At 62.8% G+C, this 23,849-nt stretch carries 22 protein-coding genes; 5 read left to right on the forward strand and 17 right to left on the reverse strand.

Features of this window, described 5'->3' with window-relative positions; all coding sequences use genetic code 11:
- The first annotated feature begins 25 nt into the window (after positions 1–25).
- The 3 genes from NKJ81_RS06125 to NKJ81_RS06135 all read left to right on the forward strand — a co-directional run bounded on the left by NKJ81_RS06125 (position 26) and on the right by NKJ81_RS06135 (position 3,273).
- Positions 26–1,570 (forward strand): sugar ABC transporter ATP-binding protein, encoded by a 1,545-nt coding sequence (locus NKJ81_RS06125; RefSeq protein WP_352539965.1) that lies wholly within the window; start codon positions 26–28, stop codon positions 1,568–1,570.
- A gap of 23 nt (positions 1,571–1,593) precedes the next feature.
- The gene (locus NKJ81_RS06130; RefSeq protein WP_023677502.1) at positions 1,594–2,589 is read left to right on the forward strand and encodes an ABC transporter permease; all 996 of its coding nucleotides are present in this window, start codon (positions 1,594–1,596) and stop codon (positions 2,587–2,589) included.
- A gap of 153 nt (positions 2,590–2,742) precedes the next feature.
- Positions 2,743–3,273 (forward strand): DUF2231 domain-containing protein, encoded by a 531-nt coding sequence (locus tag NKJ81_RS06135; protein ID WP_352539966.1) that lies wholly within the window; start codon positions 2,743–2,745, stop codon positions 3,271–3,273.
- Positions 3,274–3,364: 91 nt separating this feature from the next.
- On the opposite strand, the gene phnN is transcribed toward NKJ81_RS06135, so the two are convergent.
- The 9 genes from phnN to NKJ81_RS06180 all read right to left on the reverse strand — a co-directional run bounded on the left by phnN (position 3,365) and on the right by NKJ81_RS06180 (position 12,845).
- The gene (gene phnN, locus NKJ81_RS06140; protein ID WP_352539967.1) at positions 3,365–3,994 is read right to left on the reverse strand and encodes a phosphonate metabolism protein/1,5-bisphosphokinase (PRPP-forming) PhnN; all 630 of its coding nucleotides are present in this window, start codon (positions 3,992–3,994) and stop codon (positions 3,365–3,367) included.
- Positions 3,991–5,130 carry an alpha-D-ribose 1-methylphosphonate 5-triphosphate diphosphatase gene (locus NKJ81_RS06145; RefSeq protein WP_352539968.1) on the reverse strand — a complete coding sequence of 380 codons (1,140 nt, stop codon included), beginning with the start codon at positions 5,128–5,130 and terminating at the stop codon, positions 3,991–3,993. The genes phnN and NKJ81_RS06145 overlap by 4 nt, the downstream gene beginning before the upstream one ends.
- Positions 5,131–5,209: 79 nt before the next feature.
- The gene (locus NKJ81_RS06150) at positions 5,210–5,917 is read right to left on the reverse strand and encodes a DUF1045 domain-containing protein (RefSeq protein WP_352539969.1); all 708 of its coding nucleotides are present in this window, start codon (positions 5,915–5,917) and stop codon (positions 5,210–5,212) included.
- A gap of 148 nt (positions 5,918–6,065) precedes the next feature.
- Entirely contained in the window at positions 6,066–6,878 is an 813-nt protein-coding gene (iolB, locus tag NKJ81_RS06155; RefSeq protein WP_352539970.1) for a 5-deoxy-glucuronate isomerase, read from the reverse strand.
- Positions 6,879–6,880: 2 nt separating this feature from the next.
- Entirely contained in the window at positions 6,881–7,099 is a 219-nt protein-coding gene (locus NKJ81_RS06160) for a DUF3329 domain-containing protein (protein WP_352453009.1), read from the reverse strand.
- A gap of 41 nt (positions 7,100–7,140) precedes the next feature.
- The gene (gene iolE, locus NKJ81_RS06165; RefSeq protein ID WP_352539971.1) at positions 7,141–8,058 is read right to left on the reverse strand and encodes a myo-inosose-2 dehydratase; all 918 of its coding nucleotides are present in this window, start codon (positions 8,056–8,058) and stop codon (positions 7,141–7,143) included.
- A gap of 44 nt (positions 8,059–8,102) precedes the next feature.
- Entirely contained in the window at positions 8,103–9,947 is a 1,845-nt protein-coding gene (iolD, locus tag NKJ81_RS06170; RefSeq protein WP_352539972.1) for a 3D-(3,5/4)-trihydroxycyclohexane-1,2-dione acylhydrolase (decyclizing), read from the reverse strand.
- A 34-nt stretch (positions 9,948–9,981) separates the two neighbouring features.
- Positions 9,982–11,916: a bifunctional 5-dehydro-2-deoxygluconokinase/5-dehydro-2-deoxyphosphogluconate aldolase gene (locus NKJ81_RS06175; protein WP_352539973.1), complete on the reverse strand. Its 1,935-nt coding sequence runs from the start codon at positions 11,914–11,916 to the stop codon at positions 9,982–9,984.
- 200 nt (positions 11,917–12,116) lie between these two features.
- Positions 12,117–12,845 carry an SDR family oxidoreductase gene (locus NKJ81_RS06180; RefSeq protein ID WP_352472328.1) on the reverse strand — a complete coding sequence of 243 codons (729 nt, stop codon included), beginning with the start codon at positions 12,843–12,845 and terminating at the stop codon, positions 12,117–12,119.
- A gap of 137 nt (positions 12,846–12,982) precedes the next feature.
- Between NKJ81_RS06180 and NKJ81_RS06185 the strand changes: the two genes are divergently transcribed.
- Positions 12,983–13,873, forward strand: a complete 891-nt coding sequence (locus tag NKJ81_RS06185) for an AraC family transcriptional regulator (protein ID WP_352539974.1) — start codon at positions 12,983–12,985, stop codon at positions 13,871–13,873.
- On the opposite strand, the gene NKJ81_RS06190 is transcribed toward NKJ81_RS06185, so the two are convergent.
- A complete protein-coding gene (locus tag NKJ81_RS06190; protein WP_352540037.1) occupies positions 13,870–14,715 on the reverse strand; it encodes a MurR/RpiR family transcriptional regulator in 846 nt (281 codons plus the stop codon). The two genes, NKJ81_RS06185 and NKJ81_RS06190, sit on opposite strands and share 4 nt — an antisense overlap.
- A gap of 153 nt (positions 14,716–14,868) precedes the next feature.
- On the opposite strand from NKJ81_RS06190, the gene NKJ81_RS06195 reads away from it, so the two are divergent.
- Positions 14,869–15,978 carry a Gfo/Idh/MocA family protein gene (locus tag NKJ81_RS06195; protein ID WP_352539975.1) on the forward strand — a complete coding sequence of 370 codons (1,110 nt, stop codon included), beginning with the start codon at positions 14,869–14,871 and terminating at the stop codon, positions 15,976–15,978.
- A gap of 227 nt (positions 15,979–16,205) precedes the next feature.
- Here the strand turns inward: NKJ81_RS06195 and NKJ81_RS06200 are convergent, their stop codons facing one another.
- From NKJ81_RS06200 to NKJ81_RS06230, 7 genes are all read right to left on the reverse strand, one after another.
- Positions 16,206–17,297 carry a 3-deoxy-7-phosphoheptulonate synthase gene (locus NKJ81_RS06200; protein ID WP_352539976.1) on the reverse strand — a complete coding sequence of 364 codons (1,092 nt, stop codon included), beginning with the start codon at positions 17,295–17,297 and terminating at the stop codon, positions 16,206–16,208.
- A 349-nt stretch (positions 17,298–17,646) separates the two neighbouring features.
- Entirely contained in the window at positions 17,647–18,441 is a 795-nt protein-coding gene (locus NKJ81_RS06205; RefSeq protein WP_352539977.1) for an SDR family oxidoreductase, read from the reverse strand.
- A gap of 23 nt (positions 18,442–18,464) precedes the next feature.
- A complete protein-coding gene (gene iolG / locus NKJ81_RS06210) occupies positions 18,465–19,466 on the reverse strand; it encodes an inositol 2-dehydrogenase (protein ID WP_352472323.1) in 1,002 nt (333 codons plus the stop codon).
- Between the two features lie 68 nt (positions 19,467–19,534).
- The gene (locus NKJ81_RS06215) at positions 19,535–20,302 is read right to left on the reverse strand and encodes an ATP-binding cassette domain-containing protein (RefSeq protein WP_023677519.1); all 768 of its coding nucleotides are present in this window, start codon (positions 20,300–20,302) and stop codon (positions 19,535–19,537) included.
- A 2-nt stretch (positions 20,303–20,304) separates the two neighbouring features.
- On the reverse strand, positions 20,305–21,381 hold the full coding sequence (locus tag NKJ81_RS06220) for an ABC transporter permease (RefSeq protein ID WP_292655972.1): 1,077 nt from the start codon (positions 21,379–21,381) through the stop codon (positions 20,305–20,307).
- A gap of 114 nt (positions 21,382–21,495) precedes the next feature.
- Positions 21,496–22,437, reverse strand: coding sequence for a sugar ABC transporter substrate-binding protein (locus NKJ81_RS06225; protein WP_352451673.1), 942 nt, complete (start codon positions 22,435–22,437; stop codon positions 21,496–21,498).
- A 309-nt stretch (positions 22,438–22,746) separates the two neighbouring features.
- Complete coding sequence (locus NKJ81_RS06230; RefSeq protein WP_023677522.1) at positions 22,747–23,778, reverse strand: LacI family DNA-binding transcriptional regulator; 1,032 nt, start codon at positions 23,776–23,778, stop codon at positions 22,747–22,749.
- Positions 23,779–23,849 lie beyond the last annotated feature (71 nt).

Raw genomic sequence — 23,849 nt, forward strand, 5'->3', positions numbered from 1 at the left:
GGCTCACCGGCTGCTGTCAGGCGTGATGAATTATTCCGACCCATCCATCGTTGCATCCACGGCCGCTCCGTTCCTGAGCCTCGACGGTGTGCGCAAGACCTATCCCGGTGTCGTCGCGCTGGACGGATTCTCGATGGACGTAAGGCCCGGCGAGGTCATCGGCCTGGTCGGCGAAAACGGCGCCGGCAAATCGACGCTGATGAAGATCCTCGGCGGCGTGACCCGGCCGGACACCGGCACCATCACCGTCGATGGCGTCGCCCATGACGGGCTGACTGTCGAGGCCAGCATCGGCTCGGGCATCGCTTTCGTCCACCAGGAACTCAACCTGTTCGAAAACCTCGACGTCGCCGCCAATATCTTCTTTGGCCGCGAACCGCTGCGCGCCGGGCCGCTCAAGCTCGTCGACCGCGCCAGGCTGCGAGCGCAGGCGGCGCCGCTGCTCAAACGCGTCGGCGCCAATTTCTCGGCCGATACGCCGGTGTCGGCGCTGTCGCTGGCCCAGCAGCAAATGGTCGAGATCGCCAAGGCGCTGTCGATCAAGGCGCGGCTGGTCATCCTCGACGAACCGACATCGAGCCTGCCGATCGCCGAAACCGACAAGCTGCTCGGTGTCATCAAGGCGCTGAAGGCAGACGGCATCAGCGTCATTTTCATCTCGCACCGCCTGCACGAGGTCGAGCGCGTCGCCGACCGCGTCGTCGTGCTCAGGGACGGCATGCTCGCCGGAACCTTGCCGAAGAGCGCCATCAATCACGACCAGATGGTCAAGCTGATGATCGGCCGCATGCTGAAGGAGCGCGAGAAGGCCGCGGAATCGGCGCGCCCCCCGGGCTCTGTCGCGCTGTCGGTCAAGGCCATTCGCACCGCTGCCTATCCCGACCGGCCCGTCGACCTCGATGTCAGGCATGGCGAGATCCTCGGCCTCGCCGGACTCGTCGGCTCCGGCCGGACGGAGCTGGCGCGCGTCCTGTTCGGCATCGACAAGAGCTTTGGCGGCTCGTTCCAGCTTGACGGAAAAGATCTGGTTCTTGGTTCGGCCGCGGACGCAGTGGCCAACGGTATTTTCCTCGTCCCCGAGGATCGCAAGCTGACCGGCATCCTGCTCGACCTGTCGATCGCCCAGAACATCTCGCTGCCCAATCTGCCGGCGCATTCGCGGCGCTCGCTGGTCTCGGCCGGCGCCGAGGCCGCCACCGCCGAGAAGCAGAAGACCGATCTCGGCATCAGGGCGCCCTCCGTGCAGACGCGCACCGGCACGCTGTCCGGCGGCAACCAGCAAAAGGTCGTGCTGGCCAAATGGCTGGCGATGAAGCCGAAGGTGATGATTCTCGACGAACCGACCCGCGGTATCGACATCGGCGCCAAGGCCGAGATCTACGGGCTGATGCGGGCGCTGGCCGATGCCGGCGTCGCCGTGCTGATGATCTCCAGCGACATGGAGGAGGTGATCGGCGTTTCCGACCGCATTGCCGTCATGCATGAAGGCCAGATCTCGGGCATTCTCGACAAGGACCGGTTCAGCCAGGAAAACGTGCTGCTGCTGGCGGTCGGCAAGCAGCCGAAGTAGTTCGCAGGCACTGGGAGAAGACGATGAGCAAGAAAGATCTCGGCCTGCTGATCCTGATCCTGGTGGTCGGCGCGGTGGTGGCAATCATCAACCCACGCTTCCTGCTGCCGATCAATCTCGCCAACACCTCGAACCTGATCGGGTTGTTCGGCATCCTGTCGATTGGCCAAGCCTTCGTCATCATCACCGGTGGCATCGAATTGTCGGTCGGCTCGGTGGTTGCGCTGCTCGGCGTGCTGTTCATCGACTTCATCGCCACGCGCGGCATGGCCTGGCCGGTCGCCCTGCCGCTGATCCTGGTGCTCGGCGGCATCATCGGGCTGGCGCATGGCTGGCTGATCACCCGGCTCAAATTGCAGCCTTTCGTGGTGACTTTGTGCGGCCTGTTGATCTATCGCGGCGTGGCGCGCTTCTACACCGCTGACGGCACCGCCGGCTTTGCCTTCGGACAGAACTTCCCGGAACTCGAGTTCCTGACGGCGGGGCGGTCCTGGGGCGTGCCGAACAGCTTCATCGCGCTGATCGTCATCGCCGTCGTCATGTGGGTGGTGCTGCACCGGTCGGTGTTCGGGCGCTATCTCTATGCCATCGGCAAGAACGAGGAAGCGGCAAAATATTCCGGCATCCGCACCGGCCGCATCGTCATGGCCGCCTATGTCATCTGCGGCGTGCTGACGGCGCTGTCAGCTATCTATTTCGCCATGTACACACGCTCGATCTCGCCGGCGAGCCACGGCCAGTTCTACGAGCTCTATGCCATCGCGGCCGCGGTGCTCGGCGGCTTCTCGCTGCGAGGCGGCGAAGGCTCGCTGATCGGCGTCCTGCTCGGCACCGTGCTGCTGCAGGAGCTGCAGAACCTCGTCAACCTGCTCGGCATCCCGTCCTCGCTCAACTTCGCCGTCATGGGCGGGGTGATCCTCATCGGCGTGCTGGTCGACCAGCAATGGGGCGTGTTCAGGGCGCGGCGGCGGATGCTGGAAGCCACACGCAAGGGCGTGGCGGGTGCTGCCGCTGAGTGACGCAAAAATAGCTGCATGAAATACGCCGACTGCCATGGCAGGTGGCGTGAGAGAGTCAGCCGGAGCTTCGCGACAGCAGTTCAGGTCGGTCTCTATTTGGAACGAAACCCGTATCTGAGCGTTTATTTAAGCTTTGCTGCGCGGAGGCGTCCCATGCCCACGAATCCAGTTAGTACCGCCAAAGTAGGAACTCACCCCCTCCACCCGATGCTGATACCTTTTCCTGTCGCGTTTCTTGTCGGTGCGTTTGTCACCGACCTGGTTTTCTGGGGGACTGCCGATGCCTTCTGGGCACGGGCATCGATGTGGCTGATCGGGGCAGCCATCGTAATGGCCCTTCTCGCTGCGACAGCCGGTTTTATCGACTTCCTCAACGAGCCGCGCATTCGCGCCTTGTCCGACGCCTGGCACCACATGCTGGGCAACTTGACCGCGGTCGTTGTGGCACTGATCAATTTCTACCTTCGCTATGCGCAAGGCGCCGAAGCCGCGGTCCGCCCATGGGGTGCGCTCTTGTCGTTCATAGTGGTCTGCATACTGCTGTTCACCGGCTGGAAGGGCTGGGAGATGGTGTATCGGCACCACGTTGCAGTTCTGGATACACCAGCGGATGCGCCAGCGAAGCCTTCGACAACCACTGCCACGGATACTCGTCACGCTGGTCGGGACCGGCACGCCGCATGAGGCCATAATCCCGAAAACTGGATACCGATTTCCAAAAAGATATCGGTTAGACAAGTAGCGCCCATACCGAATGCATCGGATGGGCTCTACTTCAGATAAGGCCCGACATGTCGGAGAAGGCCATGGCCTTGCGCAGCACCTCGGCGAAGCGCTCGCCGGCGGCTTCACGAGGGCCGCTATTGTCGATCGAGGTGACACCCGGTCCGGACAGCGCCACATTGGCACTGCGCGCCAGCCGTGCCAGCACTTCGCCGCGCGATTCGCGACCCCGCAATGCCAGCCGCTCGGCCAGGATATCCGGTGTAGCCGTGATCTCGACGACCGCCAGATTGGCGTAGCGCTCCCGCAGCGCCGGGATGATCGCGCGCGAGACGTTGGCGATCGCGACACGGCCGTTTGAGACCGACCAGTCGACTTCGGCCGGGATGCCATAGCGCAGGCCATGCGCCTCCCAGGAAATCGCGAAGGCGCCATCCGCTTCGGCCTCGACGAAGGCAACGTCGGCGAGCGTGTCGTGATCCTCGGTGGCCGCATCGCTCGGCCGGGTGATCACCCGGCGCACGAACTCCAGCCGGCTCTCGTCGGCAAACACGGCGCGCGCATAGCCGATCACCGTGTCCTTGCCGGCACCGCTCGGCCCGATGACGGCGACGAAGACACCGTCGCGGATCGGAAATCTCGCGGCGGACAATTCACGCTCGACCGATGCCGACACCATCATGCGACCCGGCGCCCCTGCCGCCAGACCGTGCGGACGACCGGGACATGGTCGTCGACGCGCACCCGAACCAGATCGGCGCGCCGGCCGGGCTCGATGACACCGCGATCGGTGAGGCCGACCGCCTCGGCCGGGTTCTTCGAGACCATCGCCACCGCCTGTGGCAAGGAAATGCCCTCGACCACGTCGCCGAGGAAGAAGGCTGACTGGATCAGACTGAAGGGAATGTAGTCCGACGACAGGATATCGAGCAGGCCATCGCCGGCCAGCGTGCGGGCCGAGACATTGCCCGAATGCGACGCGCCGCGCATGACGTTCGGCGCGCCCATCAATACGCCGAGCCCTGCCTCTTTTGAAGCCCGTGCTGCCTCCTCGGTGGTCGGGAACTCGGCGACGCGCACACCTTGCTCGATCGCTTCGTCGACATGGCCGACGGTCGCGTCGTCATGGCTGGCGAGCACGATGCTGCGCTCATGACAAGCCGCGGCGATGAAGCTGCGGTTCGGGCTCGAATTCCTCGCCGATTCAGCCATCCGCTTTTCGCAGAATTTCTGGAAATCGCGATCGGTCAGCTTCAGCTTGCGCTGGTAGTAATAGGCGTAGGTTTCCAAATTGACGAACTGGCGCTGTCCGGGCGCATGGTCCATCAGCGACGCCAGCCTGACCCGCTCGTCGCCGTCGAAATTGGCGAAGGCCGTGAGGCAGTCCGGCGCCGAAACCTCGCAACGCAGATGGAGGAAATGGTCGGCCCTGAGCCGGTCCTGCTGCACGCTGTCCTCGATCGCGTCGGCCAGCTTGCGTATGTCGGCGGCCGTCAGGTCGGCATCCTCGTCCATGCCGACACGCAAGGCGTCGAGCACGGTGGTAATGCCGGCGGTCGCCACCTGGGCGTCATGCGCGAGCACGGCTGCGATCGGGTTCCAGCGCACTTTCGGCCGCGGCGCGTAATGGCCTTCGAGATGGTCGGTATGGAGCTCGACCAGGCCAGGGATGACGAAGTCGCCGCCCATGTCCTCGCCGCTGCGGCCAGCGCCGGGATCGATGGCGGCGATCACCCCGTCGCGCAGCACGATCGACCCTTCGACGATCTGGTCGGCCAGCACGATACGGGCATTGTCAAGAACGGTCTCGGCAGTCATTTCAGGCAGTCCTTGCAGCATTTTGCAGCCAATTGAAAATGAATTGGCGTCGCACTATCCGGTTAAAGCAAATAGCCATTTAGGCAGTTCTTCTGGCCGGGTGGCGCCCGAGCGCGTGATGCGACAGCACCATGAACGGCGCACCCGGTTCAGTTTCCACAAACAGCGTCAGCGCGTCCACCGCCACCGGCCGTTGCAGCACGTCCGTAAACAGGCTGTCGATTGCTAGGCGAAGACGAGGGCTTTCCTGTGACGACACCCGGCCGGACAGCGTCATATGGAAGCGAAACGTCTCGAAGACATAGGGATAGCCCCACTGGCACAGATTGCGGAACTCGTCGGGCTTCAGCGAATCGGGGCTGCGCCGTTCGATCTCGGCTTCCGTCAACGGCGCGCGGAAGTGGTCGAAGTCGCGCACAACGTCGTCGGCGAAGCGGTTGAGCGCCGGCAGCGGTGCTTCCGGCACCAGCGCGAAGAAGCCGTCGATCTGGCTGACGACGAGGCGCGGGATCGTAACCAGCGGCGTCGCCTCGGCAAAATCGTCGAGTGCTGCACGAAGCGACGTTTCCGTCTCGTTGGAGGCCAGTCTGAAGGGCGCCTTCAGTGTCGCATGAAAGCCATAGCGGCGCGCCGAGGCGGTATGGAAGGCAACTTCTGCCGCCGACAACTCGCCCGCAGCCTCGACCGGCTTTGTGGCGGCACCGAATGGGTCGCGGGCGAGCCAGTCGGCAGCGATCCGTGCCAGCGGTTCGTCCTGTCGGGGGGTGAAATAGATCGCGTAGCGCATCGAAAGTCCTCGTCAGCCCCGCTGCCATAGGTGATTTCCATGACGAATTGACGAAGCTTTGCGGCGTTTTCGGCAACAAAACCACACAGCCGGGTCGTTAGCCGACGATTTTTCGCTTGGACCAGCGGTTGGGGCGAAGGGGAAGTGGTTAGGCCTTCATCAGCCATTCGTGCTCGGGCGCGTTGTGGAATTTCCACGTCCGCTTCGGTCCGGCCATGACGTTGAGATAATAGAGATCATAGCCGTGGCAGGCGGCGCAGGGGTGATAACCCTTGGGGACCAGCACGACGTCGCCGTCCTCGATCGCCATCGCCTCGTCGAGCGAACGAGCACCGTTCTGGTCGGCATCGGTGTAGACGCGCTGGAAAGCAAAGCCCTGTGGCGGGTTGAGACGGTGGTAATAGGTCTCCTCGAGATAGGATTCGGCCGGCAGATTGTCCTGGTCGTGCTTGTGCGGCGGATAGCTCGATGTGTGGCCGCCGGGTGTGATGACTTCAACCACCAGCAAGGAATCGGCCGGCTTGCCCTCCGGCAGGATGTTGGTGACATAGCGCGTGTTGGTGCCTTTGCCGCGAACCTCCTGGCCGAGATCGTCGGGCCCGATGACACGGACCGGCAGACCGCCGCCCAGTCCTGGCGCCGAACAGACGGCAAGTTCGAGATCGGTATCGGCGCTCACCGACCACTCCGACCCCTGCGGCACATAGACCGACCAAGGCTTGCCTTCGAACGGCGACATGCGTTCGCCCAGCAAGCCGAGATCCTTGCCGCCGGCCTTGGCCTTGCCCTTGCCGGTGACGAACACCAGGCAGACCTCACGATCCGCGGTTTGCCCGGAAGCGCTCTCGCCGGGCCTGAGCCGATGCAGATCGAAGCCGACATAGGTCCAGCCGGCGTTTTGCGGCGTCACATGAGCGACGCGGCCGTGGCCCTTATTGGCTTTGACGAGCAGCTTCGACATGGTCATTCCTTCGGTTCGGCGTCCGCCGATGACTTGTCCTCGTCAGCCGGCTTGTAGAGATAGAAGAATTGCCAGACGGCATAGCCGGCGAAGCCGAGCGCGATCACGCCCCAGAACGGCGTGCCGGTGGCGAATTCGATCACCGACCAGACCAGGCAGACCGCGACAACGGCAACGCGCCGCCACAGCGGCCGGAAAAACGGGTGCTCGGAGTCTTTCATCGGATCACCCCCGGCATCGGATCAGCCCTTCCTCGCGAGCCTCAAGCATTGGGAAAGCCTTTTGTCTCCACCGTATAGCCGGCCGCTGTCATCACCCGCATCAATTCCTTGTAGCCGACCTGCGCCATCTTGAGCGGCGGGTTCTTCTTCGGATCCTGCTCGGCCTCGACCACGAACCAGCCCTCATAGCCATGGTCGGCGAGCCTCTGGACGATGGCGCCAAAGTCCAAGGAGCCATCTCCCGGCACGGTGAAGGCACCAAGCGCCACCGCATCGAGAAAGGATTGCCTGCTACGATCCAGCTTGTTGATCACCTCCATGCGTACGTCTTTCACATGCACGTGGTTGATGCGCCGGTGGTGGTTATCAATAGCGCGCAGCACATCGCCGCCGGCAAAGGCCAGGTGACCCGCGTCGAGCAGCAATGGAATGCCTTCTCCCGAATAGCGCATGAAGGCATCTAGCTCTGGCTCGGTCTCAACTACTGCCGCCATATGATGATGGTAGGAGAGCGGCATGCCTTGCCCGGCACACCATTCCCCGAACTCGGTTAGCCGCCTGGCGTAGACTTTCATCTCATCGTCCGAAAGCCTCGGCTTGGTGGCGAGCGGCTTCGAGCGGTCGCCCTGGGTGGAGCGGCCGACTTCACCATAGACGATGCATGGCGCGTTCACCGCCTTGAACAGGTCGATCATCGGCTGGATACGATCCTTGTTCTTCGCCATGTCTTCGTCGACCAGCGTCCCCGAGAACCAGCCGCCGCAAAGCGTCACGTCGGCCTCTTTCAGGATCGGCAGCATGATTTGCGGATCGTTGGGAAAGCGGCGGCCCATTTCCATTCCGGTAAAGCCAGCCGAGCGCGACTGGCGCAGGCACTCCTCCAGCGACACATCATCGCTGAGTTCGGCGAGATCGTCGTTCCACCATGCAATGGGGGACATGCCCAGTTTGGCTTTCAAGTCGTCACTCCAGTTTCAGACATTCGAGGCGCGTTCGCGGATGGCTAAAGAACCCGCCCGCTCAGCGCTTCCTCATATTTCTTGCGCGCCGCATTCACTTGCGGCCGTGCCGAGACTTCCGGCACTGCGACATCCCACCAGCTTCCACCGGCCTCGGTCGAAACCAGCGGGTCGGTGTCGATGACCAGCACCGTCGTTCGCGTGTTCTTCTTCGCTTGCACCAACGCCGTTTCCAGCCCGGCGATCGATGGCACTTTTTCGGCAATCGCACCCATGCTCGCAGCATGCGCGGCGAAGTCGATCTCGGGCAAGGCTTCGTGACGGGCGTCCTTCAGCAGATTGTTGAAGTTGGCGCCGCCGGTCGCCATCTGCAACCGGTTGATACAGCCATAGCCGCGGTTGTCGAGCAGCACGATGGTCAGCTTGAGGCCGAGCATCACCGAGGTCGCGATCTCGGAATTGAGCATCAGGTAAGAGCCGTCGCCGATCATGACCACGACCTCTTCGTCCGGCTTGGCCATCTTGACGCCAAGCCCGCCGGCGATTTCATAGCCCATTGTCGAGAAGCCGTATTCTGCGTGGTAGGAGCCGGGCGCGCCCGCCTGCCATAGCTTGTGCAATTCGCCGGGCAAGCCGCCGGCCGCATGAAGCAGTACCACGCCGGAGCCCATGGCGCGCTGTACTGCGCCGATCACTTGCGCGTCGGACGGATAGGCGGCATTGGTCGACGCCGTCACCTTGTCGGCATCCGCTTGCCAGTCCTTCTTGCCCGTGATCGCATTGTCGGTCCAGCCTGAAGGGGCCTTCCAGCCTTTCAGCGCCGCAGCGAGTTCGGCGAGCCCTTCCGCCGCATCGGCGACCAGCGGCAGCGCCTGGTGCTTTCCGGCGTCAAAAGGCTGCACGTTGAGCCCGATGATGGTCCTGCCGGCATGCTTGAACAATGCCCAGGAGCCGGTGGTGAAATCCTGCAGTCTGGTGCCGACGGCAAGCACGACGTCGGCCTCTTCGGCCAGCCTGTTGGCCGCCGAAGTGCCGGTAACGCCGACCGCGCCCATGTTCAACGGATGATCGTCCGGGAGCGAGGATTTGCCGCCTTGCGTCTCACAAACTGGAATGCCGGCGCCTTGCACCAGTTTTGCCAGCTCCTCGGACGCCTGCGAATAGAGTACGCCGCCGCCGGCGATGATCAGCGGCTTTTTCGCCGCTTTGAGTACCGCGACTGCGGCCGCCAGTTCGTTGCGGTCCGGGCGCTGCCGTCGCGGCGTCCAGAGTCGCTCGGCAAAGAAACTCTCGGGGTAGTCATAGGCCTCGGCCTGCACGTCCTGGCACAGCGCCAGCGTCACCGGGCCGCATTCGGCGGGATCGGTCAGCACCTGCATGGCGCGGTTGAGCGCCGGCATGATCTGCTCCGGCCGCGTGATGCGGTCGAAATAGCGCGACACCGGGCGGAGGCAGTCATTGACCGTCGCCGTGCCATCGGAAAAATCCTCGGCCTGCTGCAGGACGGGATCGGGAATGCGATTGGCGAAGACGTCGCCAGGCAGAAACAGGACAGGCAACCTGTTTACATGCGCAAGTGCCGCAGCGGTCACCATGTTGAGCGCGCCGGGGCCGATCGAACTGGTCGCGGCCATGAAGCGGCGGCGGAAATTGGCCTTGGCGTAGGCGATCGCCGCATGCGCCATTGCCTGCTCGTTATGGGCACGGAAGGTCGGCAGTTCGTCGCGAACCTGGTAGAGCGCCTCGCCGACGCCGGCGACATTGCCGTGGCCGAAGATCGCCCAGACGCCGCCGAAGATCGGCACTTTCTTGCCGTGCATCTCGGTCATCTGTCGGGCAAGAAAGCGGGTCAGCGCCTGCGCCATCGTCAGGCGGATTGTCTTGGTCATGTCGGTTCCTCCGCAGTGCTTATGTCGCGCCTTCTTATGCTGCTTTGCGACCGCGCGCCGCAAGCCATGCCTCGGTCAGTCTCTCGAAGCGAGATGCCATGTCGGCCACCGCCTCCTCGTCCGACATCTTGCCGGCAAGCCATTGTTCGGCCGCGTTAATGAAGATGGTGCGGCCGACAGCGAAGCCCTTGACGATAGGCGCCTTGGCGGTGGCGGCGAAGGCCGCTTCCAGCTCGTCCTGCGGCGCTTCCAGGCCAAGCAGCACAATCCCGCGGCACCACGGATCGTGCTTCAGGATCACCGCCTCGATCTTTGCCCATGCGCCGGCCGATGCCTGCGGTTCGAGCTTCCACCAATCGGGCTTGATGCCGAGTGCGTAGAGTTCCTCGAGCGCGCGCGGGATGGTCATGTCGTCGAGCCTGCCGTGCTTGCCGGCGATGATCTCGACCAGAAGTTCTCTGCCCATTTTCCGCGCGGCCTCGAACAAAGCGCGCAGTTTCTGCTGCTGTTCGCTCTTCAGCGCCGCGGGATCGTCGGGATGATAGAAGCACAGGCACTTGATGCAGTGGTCGACCGGCCATTCGGTCAGTTGCGAACCTATGTCTTGCGAGAACTCGAAGCGAAGCGGCCGCGAACCCGGCAACTCGACCGGCCGGCCGAGCCAGGCGAAGGAATGGTGGGCGAATTCGAACATCGCCTCGCGTCCGTATTTTTCGTCGAGCAGCATGCCGTAGCCGGCGCGGCCAGCCGCGACCTTGGCCGCAGCCTTGACCGTCAGCACCTTGAAAGCCGGGATTCGCGACGGATCGGCGCCGGCTTTTGCCGCGACATCCTCCAGCTGGACGCGGTGGTCGCAGGCGAACGCCATCAGCGAGGGGATGTCGCGCCGGCGCGTGGTCGCCCAATGGATGTGATTGATCGCCTCGTCCTTGCGCAGCGCCAGATGCTTGCTGCCGTTTTTCAGGAAGAACTGCAATTCCTCGAAAGTCGGGTATTCCGGTGCGCAGAGGAGCCGCGACACGGCAAAGGCGCCGCAGGCATTGGCCCAGGTCGCCGCCGTCGCCAGGCCTTCCTCGCCGAGCCAGCCGCGCAGGAAGCCCGACATGAAGGCGTCGCCGGCGCCGAGCACATTGTAGACCTCGATTGGAAATCCCTTGCCGACGATACCGTCCTCGAGGTCGTCGCTGATCGGCCCGTCATAGACGATGCAGCCCATGGCGCCGCGTTTCAGCACGATGGTTGCCGCCGACAGCGAGCGGATGGTTTTCAGCGCGCTCAGGCAATCGTCTGCGCCCGAGGCGATCATGATTTCCTCTTCGGTGCCGACGATGAGATCGCAATCGGGCAGCACCGTCTTCAACTGCGCCGAGACGCGGTCGGATTTCACATAGCGCTCGAAGCCTTCGGCGTGGCCGGCGAGACCCCAGAGGTTGGGGCGGTAGTCGATGTCGAACACCACCTTGCCGCCCTTGGCTTTCATGACACGGATCGCCTTGCGCTGGGCGGCGTCGCTGTTGGGCCGTGAAAAATGCGTGCCGGTGACGACGACCGCGCGTGCCGAAGCGATAAACGCCTCATCGATATCGTCTTTCGAAAGCGCCATGTCGGCGCAATCGCTGCGATAGAAGATCATCGGCGAGACGCCTTCATCCTCGACCGACAGCAGCACCAGGGCGGTCAGCCGCTCCGGATCGGTCTTGAGGCCTTGGACCGAAACGCCCTCGCGGGTCAGCTGCTCGCGGATGAAGCGGCCCATCTGCTCATTGCCGACGCGGGTGAGCAGCGCCGAGCGCAGGCCGAGCCTGGCAGTACCGACCGCGATATTGGCCGGACAGCCGCCGACCGACTTGGCAAAGGAAGTAATGTCCTCGAGGCGCGAGCCGATCTGCTGACCATAGAGATCGACGGAAGCGCGGCCGATGGTGATAATGTCGAGCGGCGCATGTCTCGCTTCCACGGCTTCGCCCATTCGAACCTCCCATCGGCTTTGTTGTTTTGGGTAACACGCGCGAGCGGCAGCGTGGCGCCGGCAATATGAAATAATAATTCCAATCCATAGTCAATATGGAACGAGCATTCCCAAGGCTGAAAAGTGCTGTGCAAGGCTCGCGCGTTCAGAAACTTTGAAGTCAGACGAACGTCAAGTGTCTACCACTGAAACCAGCTGATTTACCAAGGAAGCGGGCCATCATCGTTGAAGTACCCGGCGGTCGGGCCATCGGCGTCCAAGGTCGCCAGGTGAATGACGATCTCGGCCGCCTGCTGCACCGTGCGGTGACCTTTATACCCGTTGAGATCGGTGGCAGTGTAGCCGGGCGCCGCGGCGTTGACCTTGATGCCTTGCGGCGCGAGCTCCCTGGCGAATGCCACCGTGATGGCGTTCAAGGCTGTCTTGGAGCTGCCGTAGCCCATCATGTTAACGGCGTGGTTCGCAGTGGCGGGATCGAGCGCCCGGCCGATGGACCCGGTGGAGCTGCTCACCATCACGATCCGGGCAGCAGGTGCTGCTAGCAGCAGCGACAGGAATGCCTGGGTCACGCGGATCGGGCCGAAGACATTGACGTCGTAGGTGGCCTGGATGTCGGCGATCCGCTGCTGGCTCGGCGGCAGGTCGTAATTGATGGCGACGCCGGCGTTGTTCACCAGCACGTCGAGGCAGGGGCTGGCCTGCCTGAATGCCTCGGCTGCCGCCTTCACACTGTCATCCCGCGTGACGTCCAGCTCAAGCCACTCCACGTCGAGGCCTTCGGCGCGCAATGCCTGCGCCGCCGCCATGCCGCGTTCGGCGCTCCTGGCGCCGAGCCAGACCTTGAAGCCCTTGGTCGCCAGTTGCCGGGCGATTTCACGGCCTATACCCTTGTTGGCGCCGGTCACCAGCGCGCTTTTCGATGTCGTCATATCGGTGTCTCCATGTTTGCTGTGGAAGACCCACAAATGGCGCGAGACAGCGTGCGCCGCGCGCCGGAAATTCTCCGGTTCTTGCCTAATCCTCTCACGCTGTTGCGCAGCTGGTGCGAATGCGCGATGCTGGCGCAATGAGCGAAGCGCTGCAGGAGTTGATCGAGATCGCCGGCCGCCATGCGCGCGGGCGAAGAACAAGAACGGCGATTCCCCGCGTTTCGATCGGCCGCAGCGAAGTCGCCACGGCGCCAATACCAGGGGTGTGGGGGTCGGGGATCTTATTCGTACTGCAGGGCGCGAAGACGGTTCTGATCGGCGACCGGGCTCTTCGTTACAATCCGGCCAGCTATTTCATCTATACTGTCGAGACGCCCACCATCAGCCAGATAATCGAAGCGAGCGCGGCGCGTCCTTACCTGGCCATTGGCTTGACCCTTGACCTGCAGGCCGTCGCCGCGCTCCTCGTCGAGCACGCGCCGGCCCTCAGTGGCGACAGTTTCTCCACCTCTCCCGCTGATGACGACCTGCTCGACGCGTTGCGTCGAATGATGCGGCTGCTTGACCGGCCAGCGGAGATTCCCGTGCTCGCGACCATGATCGAGCGAGAGATGTTGTTTCGGCTCCTGCAAGGCTCCCAAGGCGGAAAGCTTCGTGAACTTGCGCGCGCCGATGGCCATCTGTCCCGGATTGGCCGGGCGATCGCCTGGATCCGTTCGCATCCCCATCAGCCGGTCCGGGTCGGCGATCTGGCCGAGATTGCCCGTATGAGCAGTGCTGCGTTTTATCGTCACTTCAAGGCGGCAACGGCCATGAGCCCAATCCAGTATCAAAAGCAAATCCGCTTGCTGGAAGCCCGCCATCTGCTGATTGCCCAGCCGGGCAACGTCGCACGTGTCGCCTTCGCCGTCGGCTATGTGAGTGCTTCCCAGTTCAGCCGGGAGTATGCCCGCCAGTTCGGGTCGCCGCCTGCACGCGACGCAGCGCGGCTTTCGGCAGAAGGCGAAACGGCAATAGAGGTGATCTAAGGCTTGCGCTTGCGGCCGCTATCGCGCCGCTTCTCGCCGACCGCGACGGTCAGCGCCATAGCCAAAGCCATCGTCGCCGACAGCGAGCGGAAGCCGGCGAAATCGGCCTCGGCGACCTCGAACCAGACCCTGGCGAATTGAGCGAGTGGCGAAAAGGAGCTGTCGGTAATCGCCACGATCGGCACGCCTTGCTCCGAAATGACGCGCGCCTCCTCGATGGTGGCCGGGGCATAGGGCGAAAAGCTGATGGCGATCACGGCGTCCCTTGGAGAGGCAAAGCCGATCATCTCTGCATTGAGGCCGGCGGCCGATTCGATCAGCTGGTTGCGGATCTTGAGCTTGCCCAATGCATAGGCGATATAGGAGGCGACCGGGTAGGAGCGCCGCTTGGCCAGCACGTAAATGGTTTCGGCCTTGGCCAGCACGGTGATCGCATCTTCGAAATGGTCTTCATTCAGCGTGCGCGAAATGTCATTGAGCGAGGTACTGGCTGCGGCAACAAAACCGTCGAAAATCGCGCGGTGGCCGGCGCCTTCCTCGGCCTTGGCGCGCAATGCCGCCAGCCTTTCATCATAGGATGAGTTGCGCTCGCGCAGGCGCTCGCGAAACACCAACTGCAGGCTGGTGAAACCATCAAAACCAAGCTGCTGGGCAAAGCGGATCAGGGTCGAAGGCTGGACACCGGCGGAAGCGGCGATGCTGGCAGCGGTGCCGAAGGCGATATCGTCTGGGTTGTCGAGCGCATAGGCGGCGATCTGGGCGATACGTTTCGGCAGGCTCTGACGCCGCTCCAGTATCGTCGCCCGCAGCGTCTCGAAATCGCGCGGCACCCGTTCGTCCATCGTCGCTCCGCCCAGGCTCATCGTCTGGTTCCCTCTGTGGCCCATCATAGCGGGCCTGTGCAAGAACACCATAAAAAATGAGACAAGCGTTCCATCTGCAGACAAAATGGACTAATTCATCCACACAAATTTTGCGCACAGGGAGGCAAGCGGATGGTCGGGGTAGGTCTTATCGGCACGGGTTTCATGGGCAAGTGCCACGCCATTGCCTGGAACGCGGTCGGCACCGTCTTTCCCGATGTGGCCAAGCCAAGGCTGGTCCATCTGGGCGAGGTCAACGAGGATCTTGCCAAACGCCGTGCCAGCGAATTCGGCTTCGCCAAGGCGTCCGGTGACTGGCGCGCTGTCGTCGACGACCCGGATGTCGATGTCATCTCGCTGACCACGCCGAACCAGTTCCACCCGGAAATGGCCATCGCCATCCTCGAAGCCGGCAAGCATCTGTGGTGTGAAAAACCGATGGCGCCGAATTTTGCGGAGGCGCAAGCAATGGCTGCGGCGGCCCAAAAGTCCGGCAAGGTCGCCGCGCTGGGCTATAACTACATCCAGAACCCAGCGATCCGCCATATCGGGGCGCTGCTCGACGAGAAGATCATCGGCGAGGTCAACCATCTGCGTATCGAGATGGACGAGGACTTCATGGCCGATCCGGAGGCGCTGTTCTTCTGGAAGCACGAGGCGGCGTCCGGCTACGGCGCGCTCGACGATTTCGCCGTGCACCCGCTGTCGCTCATCGCCATACTGTTCGGCCGCGTTGCCCGCGTCATGTGCGACATGGCCAAACCCTATGCCGACCGCCGCGTCGCCTCGGGCGGGCGCCGCGCGGTCGAGACCTACGACATCGCCAGCATCCTGATGCATCTCGAAAACGGCATCGCGGGCACGCTGCTGGTCAACCGTTCGGCCTGGGGCCGCAAAGGCCGGATCGCCACCCAGATTTTTGGCTCGAAGGGCTCGATACTGTATGACCAGGAGCGGATGAATGAGTTCCAACTCTATTTGACGGCCGACCGGCCGACCGAGCAAGGCTATCGCACCATCCTCGTGGCGCCGCATCATAAGCCTTATGATGCCTTCCTGCCGGCGCCCGGCCACGGCCTTGGCTTTAATGACCTCAAGATTATCGAATGCCGGGAACTGTTGACGCGACTTGCCGGCAAGCCGGCGCGGATCATCGATTTCGACGAAGGCCTGGAGATCGAGCGCACGGTGCACGCGATGGCGCGCTCGTTCGCGGAACAGCGCTGGATGGAGGTGCGGTAGTAAGCCCGCGCTGGTCTCCCCTTCTCCCCTTGTGGGAGAAGGTGGCCGAGCGAAGCTCGGTCGGATGAGGGGTGTTGGACGGATCGCTACAGCGAAGAAATAAACGCTTAAAATCCCTCAATATTTTTGCGCCGAGTTTCTTCCAGCACCCCTCATCCGGCTCGGCGCTGCGCGCCGATCCACCTTCTCCCACAAGGGGAGAAGGGCCAGGGCCGGCATTGGCTGCCTCAGGCGGCTCCTGGCCGGCCGGCGATTATGGCGCGGCGCACCGACCGGCGCTGCTCGACGGCGTCGGCAAGGCCGTGCAGCACGGTCTCGGTGGTCGCCCAGTCGATGCAGCCATCGGTGATGCTCTGGCCATAGAGGAGCGGCTTGCCGGGCACGACATCCTGCCGGCCGGCGACAAGGTTGCTCTCGATCATGACGCCGATGATGCGCTCGTCGCCTGCCGCGATCTGGCCCGCCACGTCAGCCGCCACCAGCGGCTGGTTTTCCGGCTTCTTGTTGCTGTTGGCATGACTGACGTCGATCATCAGCCGAGGTGCCACGCCGATCCGGCCGAGCTCAGCGGAGGCAGCAGCTATGCTTGCCGCGTCGTAGTTGGGCACAATGCCGCCGCGCAGGATGACGTGGCAGTCCTCGTTGCCGGTGGTCGTCGCGATGGCGCTGCGCCCGCCCTTCGTCACCGCCATGAAATGATGCGGCTGGGCGGCGGACTTCACCGCCTCGGCGGCAATCCGCAGATTGCCGTCGGTGCCGTTCTTGAAACCGACCGGGCAGGAGAGGCCCGATGCGAGTTCGCGATGGATCTGGCTCTCGGTCGTGCGCGCGCCGATCGCTCCCCAGGCGACGAGGTCGGCAATATATTGCGGGGTGGCCATGTCGAGGAATTCGGTGGCCGCCGGAAGGCCGAGATTGTTGACGGCGGAGAGCACGTTGCGTGCCATCCTCAGGCCCTTGTCAATGTTGAAGCTGCCGTCCAGGTCGGGATCGTTGATCAGGCCCTTCCACCCGACTGTCGTGCGCGGTTTCTCGAAATAAACGCGCATCACGATCTCCAGCCGGTCCGACAGGCTTTCACGCAGCGATGCCAAACGGCTGGCATAGTCTACGGCAGCGGCCGGGTCGTGGATCGAACAGGGGCCGACGACAACCACCAGCCGGTCGTCGGCGCGGGTCAGCACGGCGTGGATGGCATTGCGTGATGCGGCAACGGTGCGCGTCGCCGTCAGCGTGCGCGGTATTTCCCGCATCACCTCGTCGGGTGTGCTCAGTTCTCTGATTTCCTTGACCCGAAGATCGTCTGTGGTCGTCAACACGGCTTATGCTCCTGATTGGGGAGACCTGCCGGCTGAAACAAAAAAGCCGCCAGGTCTGGCGGCTGTTCGGATATTGTTGCTGCAATCTTCAGATCGAGCGCAATCCTCCCGCCGCCAGCGAGTAGCTAAAGTACCAAAACGAGGCGGTCAGGTGGATCATCCGGTTCATATAGTCGAAGCGTAGGCGCTTGTCACGTGTCTGGTGAGGAGGAGGTTTACTCCAGCCCATTCGCGATTGGCTGAAGCCCCCCGAACTTCGTCATCCTCGGGTCTGCGCCGCGTCGCTGCGCTCCTTGCTTCGCCCGTGGATGACGAAGTGATGGGCGGCGTTCCGCTAGACTTGCCGGCGTTATTCCGGTGACGCCCCGGCGATGCTCTGATCGTAGTCGACCAGCGACCCGGTCATGACGCCGGACTGCGGGCTGATTATATAGCTGATCAACCGGGCAAGCTGCGCCGGCTTCACCAATTGGCCCATCGGCTGCGCGGCTTCGGCTTTCTCCAACCAGTCCTCCGGCGCGTCGTGCCATTTCTTCTGCACGATCGCCTCGCCCTCGGTGTCCATCCAGCCGGGCAGCACCGCATTGCAGCGGATGCGATTGCCGCGATAGGCGTTGGCGACATTCTTGGTGAGTGTCGCCAGCGCTCCCTTGCTCGACGAATAGGGCGCCAGGAACGACTGGCCGCAATGCGCCGACATCGACAGCACGTTGACGATCGAGCCCTGTGCCTGGCGCGCCAGCAAATGCGCCACCACGCCCTGCATCAGGAAAAACGGGCCGCGCACATTGGTCTGGAATATCTGGTCGAACAGATCCTCGGAGGTCTCGACCAGCGAGCCGCGAGCCGAGGTGGCAGCGGCGTTGACCAGCGCGTTGACGGTACCAAAATGGCCAATCGCGGTTTCGACCGCACGCTTGCAGTCGGCCACTTTTGAGACGTCGGCGCTGATGAAGATGGCATCGACGCCTGCCCCCTCGAGGATGGCGACAGCCTTGTCGCCCTTCTCCTGCGAGCGGCCGATCAGCGCCAGCGCCCGGCAGCCCTCATCGGCCAGCGCTTCGGCGACGGCAAAGCCGATGCCTTGTGCGCCGCCGGTGACGATGGCGCGTGTTTCGGAATTGCGACCGGCTGAACCGTTCATCGCCTTGCTCCTGTGCTTGATAGTCAGATTGTTTTGTCGAGGCGGACGGTCTTGCCTTCCTTGGCCGATTTCAGCGCCGCATCCGCCAGCCTGAGCGCCACCAGCCCGTCCTTGCCGCTCGGCGTCGCCTTCTTGCCTGACGTCGCTGCCGCGATGAAGGCAGCGATCTCGTTGGCATAAGCGTCGAGATAACGGGTCATGAAGAAATCGTGCAGCGGCGGCCGCGTATAGCCCTTCTCATTGGCCAGTTCGATCGACACCGGCCGCTGGTTCTCGGCCGCAATCATGCCTTTCGAGCCATGCACCTCGATGCGCTGGTCGTAGCCGTAGGTGGCGCGGCGCGAGTTGGAAATGACGCATTGCTTGCCGGAGGCAGTTTCGAGGATGACGCTGACGCTGTCGAAGTCGCCGGCCTCGCCGATCTTCTTGTCGACCAGCACCGAAGCGTGAGCGCTGACCGCCACCGGCTCCTCGCCGAGCAGGAAGCGCGCCATGTCGAAATCATGAATGGTCATGTCGCGGAAGATGCCGCCCGAGCGGCCGATATAGTCGAGCGGCGGCGGGCCGGGATCGCGCGAGGTGATTGTCACCATCTCGACCGTGCCGATTGCGCCGTCGTCGATCGCCTTGCGCACGGCGGCAAAATGCGGATCGAAGCGGCGGTTGAAGCCGACCATCAGGGTGGCGCCGGCCTTGTCGACGACGGCCAGGCATTCTTCCACTCTGCCGGCGTCGAGATCGATCGGCTTTTCGCAGAAAATCGCCTTGCCCGCTTTGGCGAAGCGTTCGATCAGATCGGCATGGGTATCGGTCGGCGTGCAGATGACGACCGCATCGATATCGCCGGCCTTCTCGATGGCATCGATGCTGCGCACTTCGGCGCCGTAGGCAGAGGCCAGATCGGTCGCCGCCTTCTCGAAGGCGTCGGCAACTGCGACCAGCCTGGCCTCAGGATTGGAACCGACGGCGCGAGCATGGACCTTGCCGATACGGCCGGCACCGAGAAGAGCAAAGCGAAGAGGCATGAAGAGTTTTCCTTTGAGGATGGTTCGGAAGGGAGGGCGTGTCAGCGCCTGTGGCTCGGCGTTGGCCGTTACGCCGCAAGTTCCGCCTGCCCGGTCTTGGCGCCGGTGATGTAGGAGACGATATCGTTGCCGTCGGTGTCCTGCTTGCGCAAATTGGCGACGATGCGGCCGCGCCGGAAAACGACGATGCGGTCGACCAGGTCGAACACCTGGCGCATGTTGTGAGAGATCAGGATCAGCGGTTCGCCATTCTCCTTCAGCGTGCGGATGATGTTTTCGACCTGCATCGTCTCCTGCACGCCGAGTGCCGCCGTCGGCTCATCCATGATGATGAGCTTGGAAGCAAAGGTCGCGGTTCTGGCAATTGCTACGCACTGGCGCTGGCCGCCCGACATGTGGCGGATAGTATTGGAAAGATTGGGGATCTTGACCGCTGTGCGGACCAAGGCTGCCTCGGTCGCCTTGCGCATGAACTTGCGATCGAGGATCGAGAAGGGCCCGAGATTGAACAGCACCCGCTCGCGGCCGAGGAACAGGTTCGACGGCACGTCGAGGTCGTCGGCGAGCGCCAGGTTCTGGAACACCGTCTCGATGCCTGCCTCGCGGGCTTCGATGGGGCCGGCAAAATTCACTTCCTTGCCGTCGAACCACATCCTGCCACTGGTGCGCTGCTCGACGCCGGTGATCTGGCGTACGAAGGTCGATTTCCCCGCGCCGTTGTCGCCCATGATAGCGACATGCTCGCCCTTGCGCAGCTCGAAGTCGGCACCCTCCAGCGCATGGACGCCGCCATAATACTTGGTCAGGTTTTCGGTCTTCAGGACGATGTCCGACATGATCAAGCCCTCATTGCCCGCAGGCGTTGGCGCCACTGGTCGAGAACGACTGCGCCGACGATGATCACGCCTTTGACCATCTCCTGATAATAGGCGTCGAGGCGCAGAAAGGTGAAGCCGGAGATGATCACGCCGAAGATCAGCGAGCCGATCACCGTTCCGATGATCGAGCCGCGGCCGCCCGACAGCGAGACACCGCCGATAACCGCCATGGCGATCGCATCGAGCTCGTACATTACACCCATGCCGGCTTGGGCGGTGAGATTCTTGGAGCTCAGCACCACGGCGGCGAGCGCGGCGAGGACGCCGGCAATGACGTAGACGAGGATCTTGTGGTTGGCGATGTTGATGCCGGACATGCGCGCGGCGTCCTCATTGGAGCCGATCGCATAGCAGTGCTTGCCATATTTGGTGTAACTCAGGATCAGCTGGAACAGCACTGCGAGCGATATGAAAATGATGACCGGCATCAGCCCCTTGCCGATGGCGGCGAAACTCTCGGTCGGAAACGAGATCGGCTGCCCCTTTGACCACCATTTGGCGATGCCGCGCGCGGTGACCATCATGCCGAGCGTGGCGATGAACGGTGGGATGCGCGTGTAGGCGATCAAAGCGCCGTTGACCAGGCCGGCCAGCAGGCCGCAGCCGATCGCGACCAGCACGGGCACGATCACCGGCAGGTCGGTCCAGCCCTGGGCGATGAACATCGCCTTGGGGTTCGGGTTGCCGTTGACCGTCGCTACCTGGGCGAAGCTCATGGCTATCATCGCCGTGGCGCCGACGATCGAACCTGAGGACAGGTCGATGCCGCCGGTAATGATCACCTGCGTCACGCCGATGGCAATAATGCCGACGATCGACACCTGCAGGATGATGATCTGCAGGCGCGCTTCGTTGAAGATCGCATCGATATTGTCGCGGGTATTGAAAAGGAAGCTGTCGCCCAGGAAGACCCGGCCGATCAGCTCGAAAGCGCCGACCAGGATGACGAGCGCCAGGAAGACGTTGAATTCGGCCGGCCATGCGCGCCGCTTCGCATCATAGCTGAGCCCGCCGACGCCGTGAGATGTCTGTGCCAATCGTGCTTCCTCCGTCAGCCACGGTCTCCACTCGGCGCTGTTCAGGCCGAGAGGGAAAAAGCGGAGCGGCGCTGTCTTACTTTGGCGCGCCGCTCCGTATCGGACAGGTCCGCCTCAGTTCTTCTTCAGGAACTTGTCGATATTCGCCGGCGTGACCAGCTGGAACGGGATGTAGACCTTGTGCTCGACCTTCTCGCCCTTCGCCAGCTTGAGCGCTGCGTCAAGCGCGCCGGCACCCTGGCCGGCCGCGTCCTGGAACACCGTCGCATCGAGGTCGCCCGCCTGCATCGCGGCAAGCGCATCCTGGGTAGCGTCGACCCCGCCGACGACAACCGACTTCATGTCGATGTTGGCGGCCTTCATCGCCTGGATGGCGCCGATGGCGCTTTCGTCATTATTGGCGATGACGCCGTCGAACGGCTTGCCGGTCGACAGCCAGTTGGTCATCAGGTTCTGCGCTTCTTCGCGCTTCCAGTTCGACGTCTGCTTGTCGATGATCTTGATGAAGCTGCACTCCGGTGTGGCGATCACGTCATCAATGTCCTTGGTGCGCTGCACCGCTGCCTGGTTCGACAGCTCGCCCATGATCACATAGACATTGGCTTCAGTCTTGCCGGCCTCCTTGAAGAGGCGGCAGACCTCCTTGGTCTCGAGCGTGCCGGAATCGGCTTCGTTCGAGGCGACGAAGGCCTGGTTTTCGGGCAGCGTGTCGACGTTGACCGGCTCGCGATTGACATAGACCAGTGGAATCTTGGCAGCGGCGGCTGCGTCCGACATTGCCTGGGTCGCCGAGGTGTCGACCGGGTTGACGATGATGGCGTCGACGCCTGAGGCGGCGAAGTTCTTGATCTGGTCGAGTTGCTTGGCGACGTCGTTCTGCGCATCCTCCACCTGCAGCTCGACGCCGTCCATGCCCTTGGCCTGTTCAATCATGCCGTTGCGCAGCACGGTGAGAAAATTGTCGTCGAACAACGCCATCGACACGCCGATCTTGGCGGCAAAGGCGGACGAACTCATCAGCGCCGCGAACGCGACGCCCAAAAGCAGTTTTTTCATTTTATTTCTCCTCCACATTGGTGTCCGGCTGCACCGATCTACCCGGAATCCCCGATCTCGCAGGGAATTCTCTCCCGATTGCCATTTTTGGTTCCAGAGGCATTTGCCTGAAACAGATCTTCCGGAACGAAAGAACCAAAATGCTCAGATGGTGAAATATTTATTCCATTTCGCGTGGGCGTCAAGCGAGATTTCGCCATGAGGAATGGATTTTCGGCATTTCGAGCGCTTTTGGACGGACGCTCAGGCAAGCGAGGCCTGAAAGCATTCTGATAGATTACATCATGTCTGCCGCCGATGACTGCGACGTCAGATGTTTTCTGGCAGATAAATGTCGAAGGGCAGAAAGGTCTGGCCCGGCGCATTCGCAGCGCCGGTCTCGATGGCATGCGCCATCAGCCCGACAAGCTCGCGGCAAAGCGCCGCCAGTGGCGTCGAGATCACCATGGTCAGGAAATTATCCGCCAGCGCCGCGCGGGAGTCGGGCGTGATCTCGTTGCAGACGACCGCCGGCATCTCAGCCGGCTTTGCCTCCCTCAGCGCCGAGATCGCGCCTTCCATGCCGCCACCGGCGACATAGCAACCGGCGAGATCAGGGTGGCGGGCCAGAAGCTCGATCATTGCATCATGCGTGATCTGGTTCGCTTCCAGATTGACCAACGTCTCGAGGAGAGTGAATTCCGGCGCCTGCTCGCGAAAGAAGGAGCGAAAACCGATCTCGCGAAGCTCATGGCCATGGAAGCGATGGCTGCCGACGAAGAGGGCAACCTTGCCAGGTCTCTTCGCGGCCTTCGAGATCATCCAGGCAGCGGTGCGGCCGACCTTGCGATTGTCCAGGCCAACATAGCCCTCGCGAATACCGGATGCAAAGTCGGAAAGCAGGGAGAACACCGGTACGCCATTGGCTTTCAGAGCCTCGACGGCGACCGTCAGCGTCGGGTGATCAGGCCCGACCAGGGCGACGGCCCTGGATTTGGCGGCCAGCTTGCGCATCCGCTCGACGATCTCGTCCGGCGCCAGCGAAGCGGCGAAGTCGATGGTCGCCACGCCGCGAAAGCGCGGCGACTGCGATACCGCCAGTTCAAGCTCGCGGGCAAATTCGCTGTAGAAGACGTCCTCCCGCCTCAACAGCAGGAACCCGAGCCGGTATTCGGGCAATTCATGGCGCATCCGCTGCTTGATCAATCCGGCTGCGTGATAGCCGATGCTGGTCGCGGCCTCATAGACGCGGCGCGCGGTTTCCTCGCGCACCGGCAAGCGGTTGTTCAGCACTCGATCGACGGTGGCAACGCTGACCCCCGAAATGCGCGCCAGGTCGGTGATCGTCGGGCGTTTCGCCATCGCTGCCTCATTCCACTGTTTGGTCCTTTTACACCATTCTGATGGAAAATGATAGAAACTATCTTTGTGAT

The sequence above is a fragment of the Mesorhizobium sp. M0018 genome (assembly GCF_040323955.1).
Classification (GTDB): domain Bacteria; phylum Pseudomonadota; class Alphaproteobacteria; order Rhizobiales; family Rhizobiaceae; genus Mesorhizobium.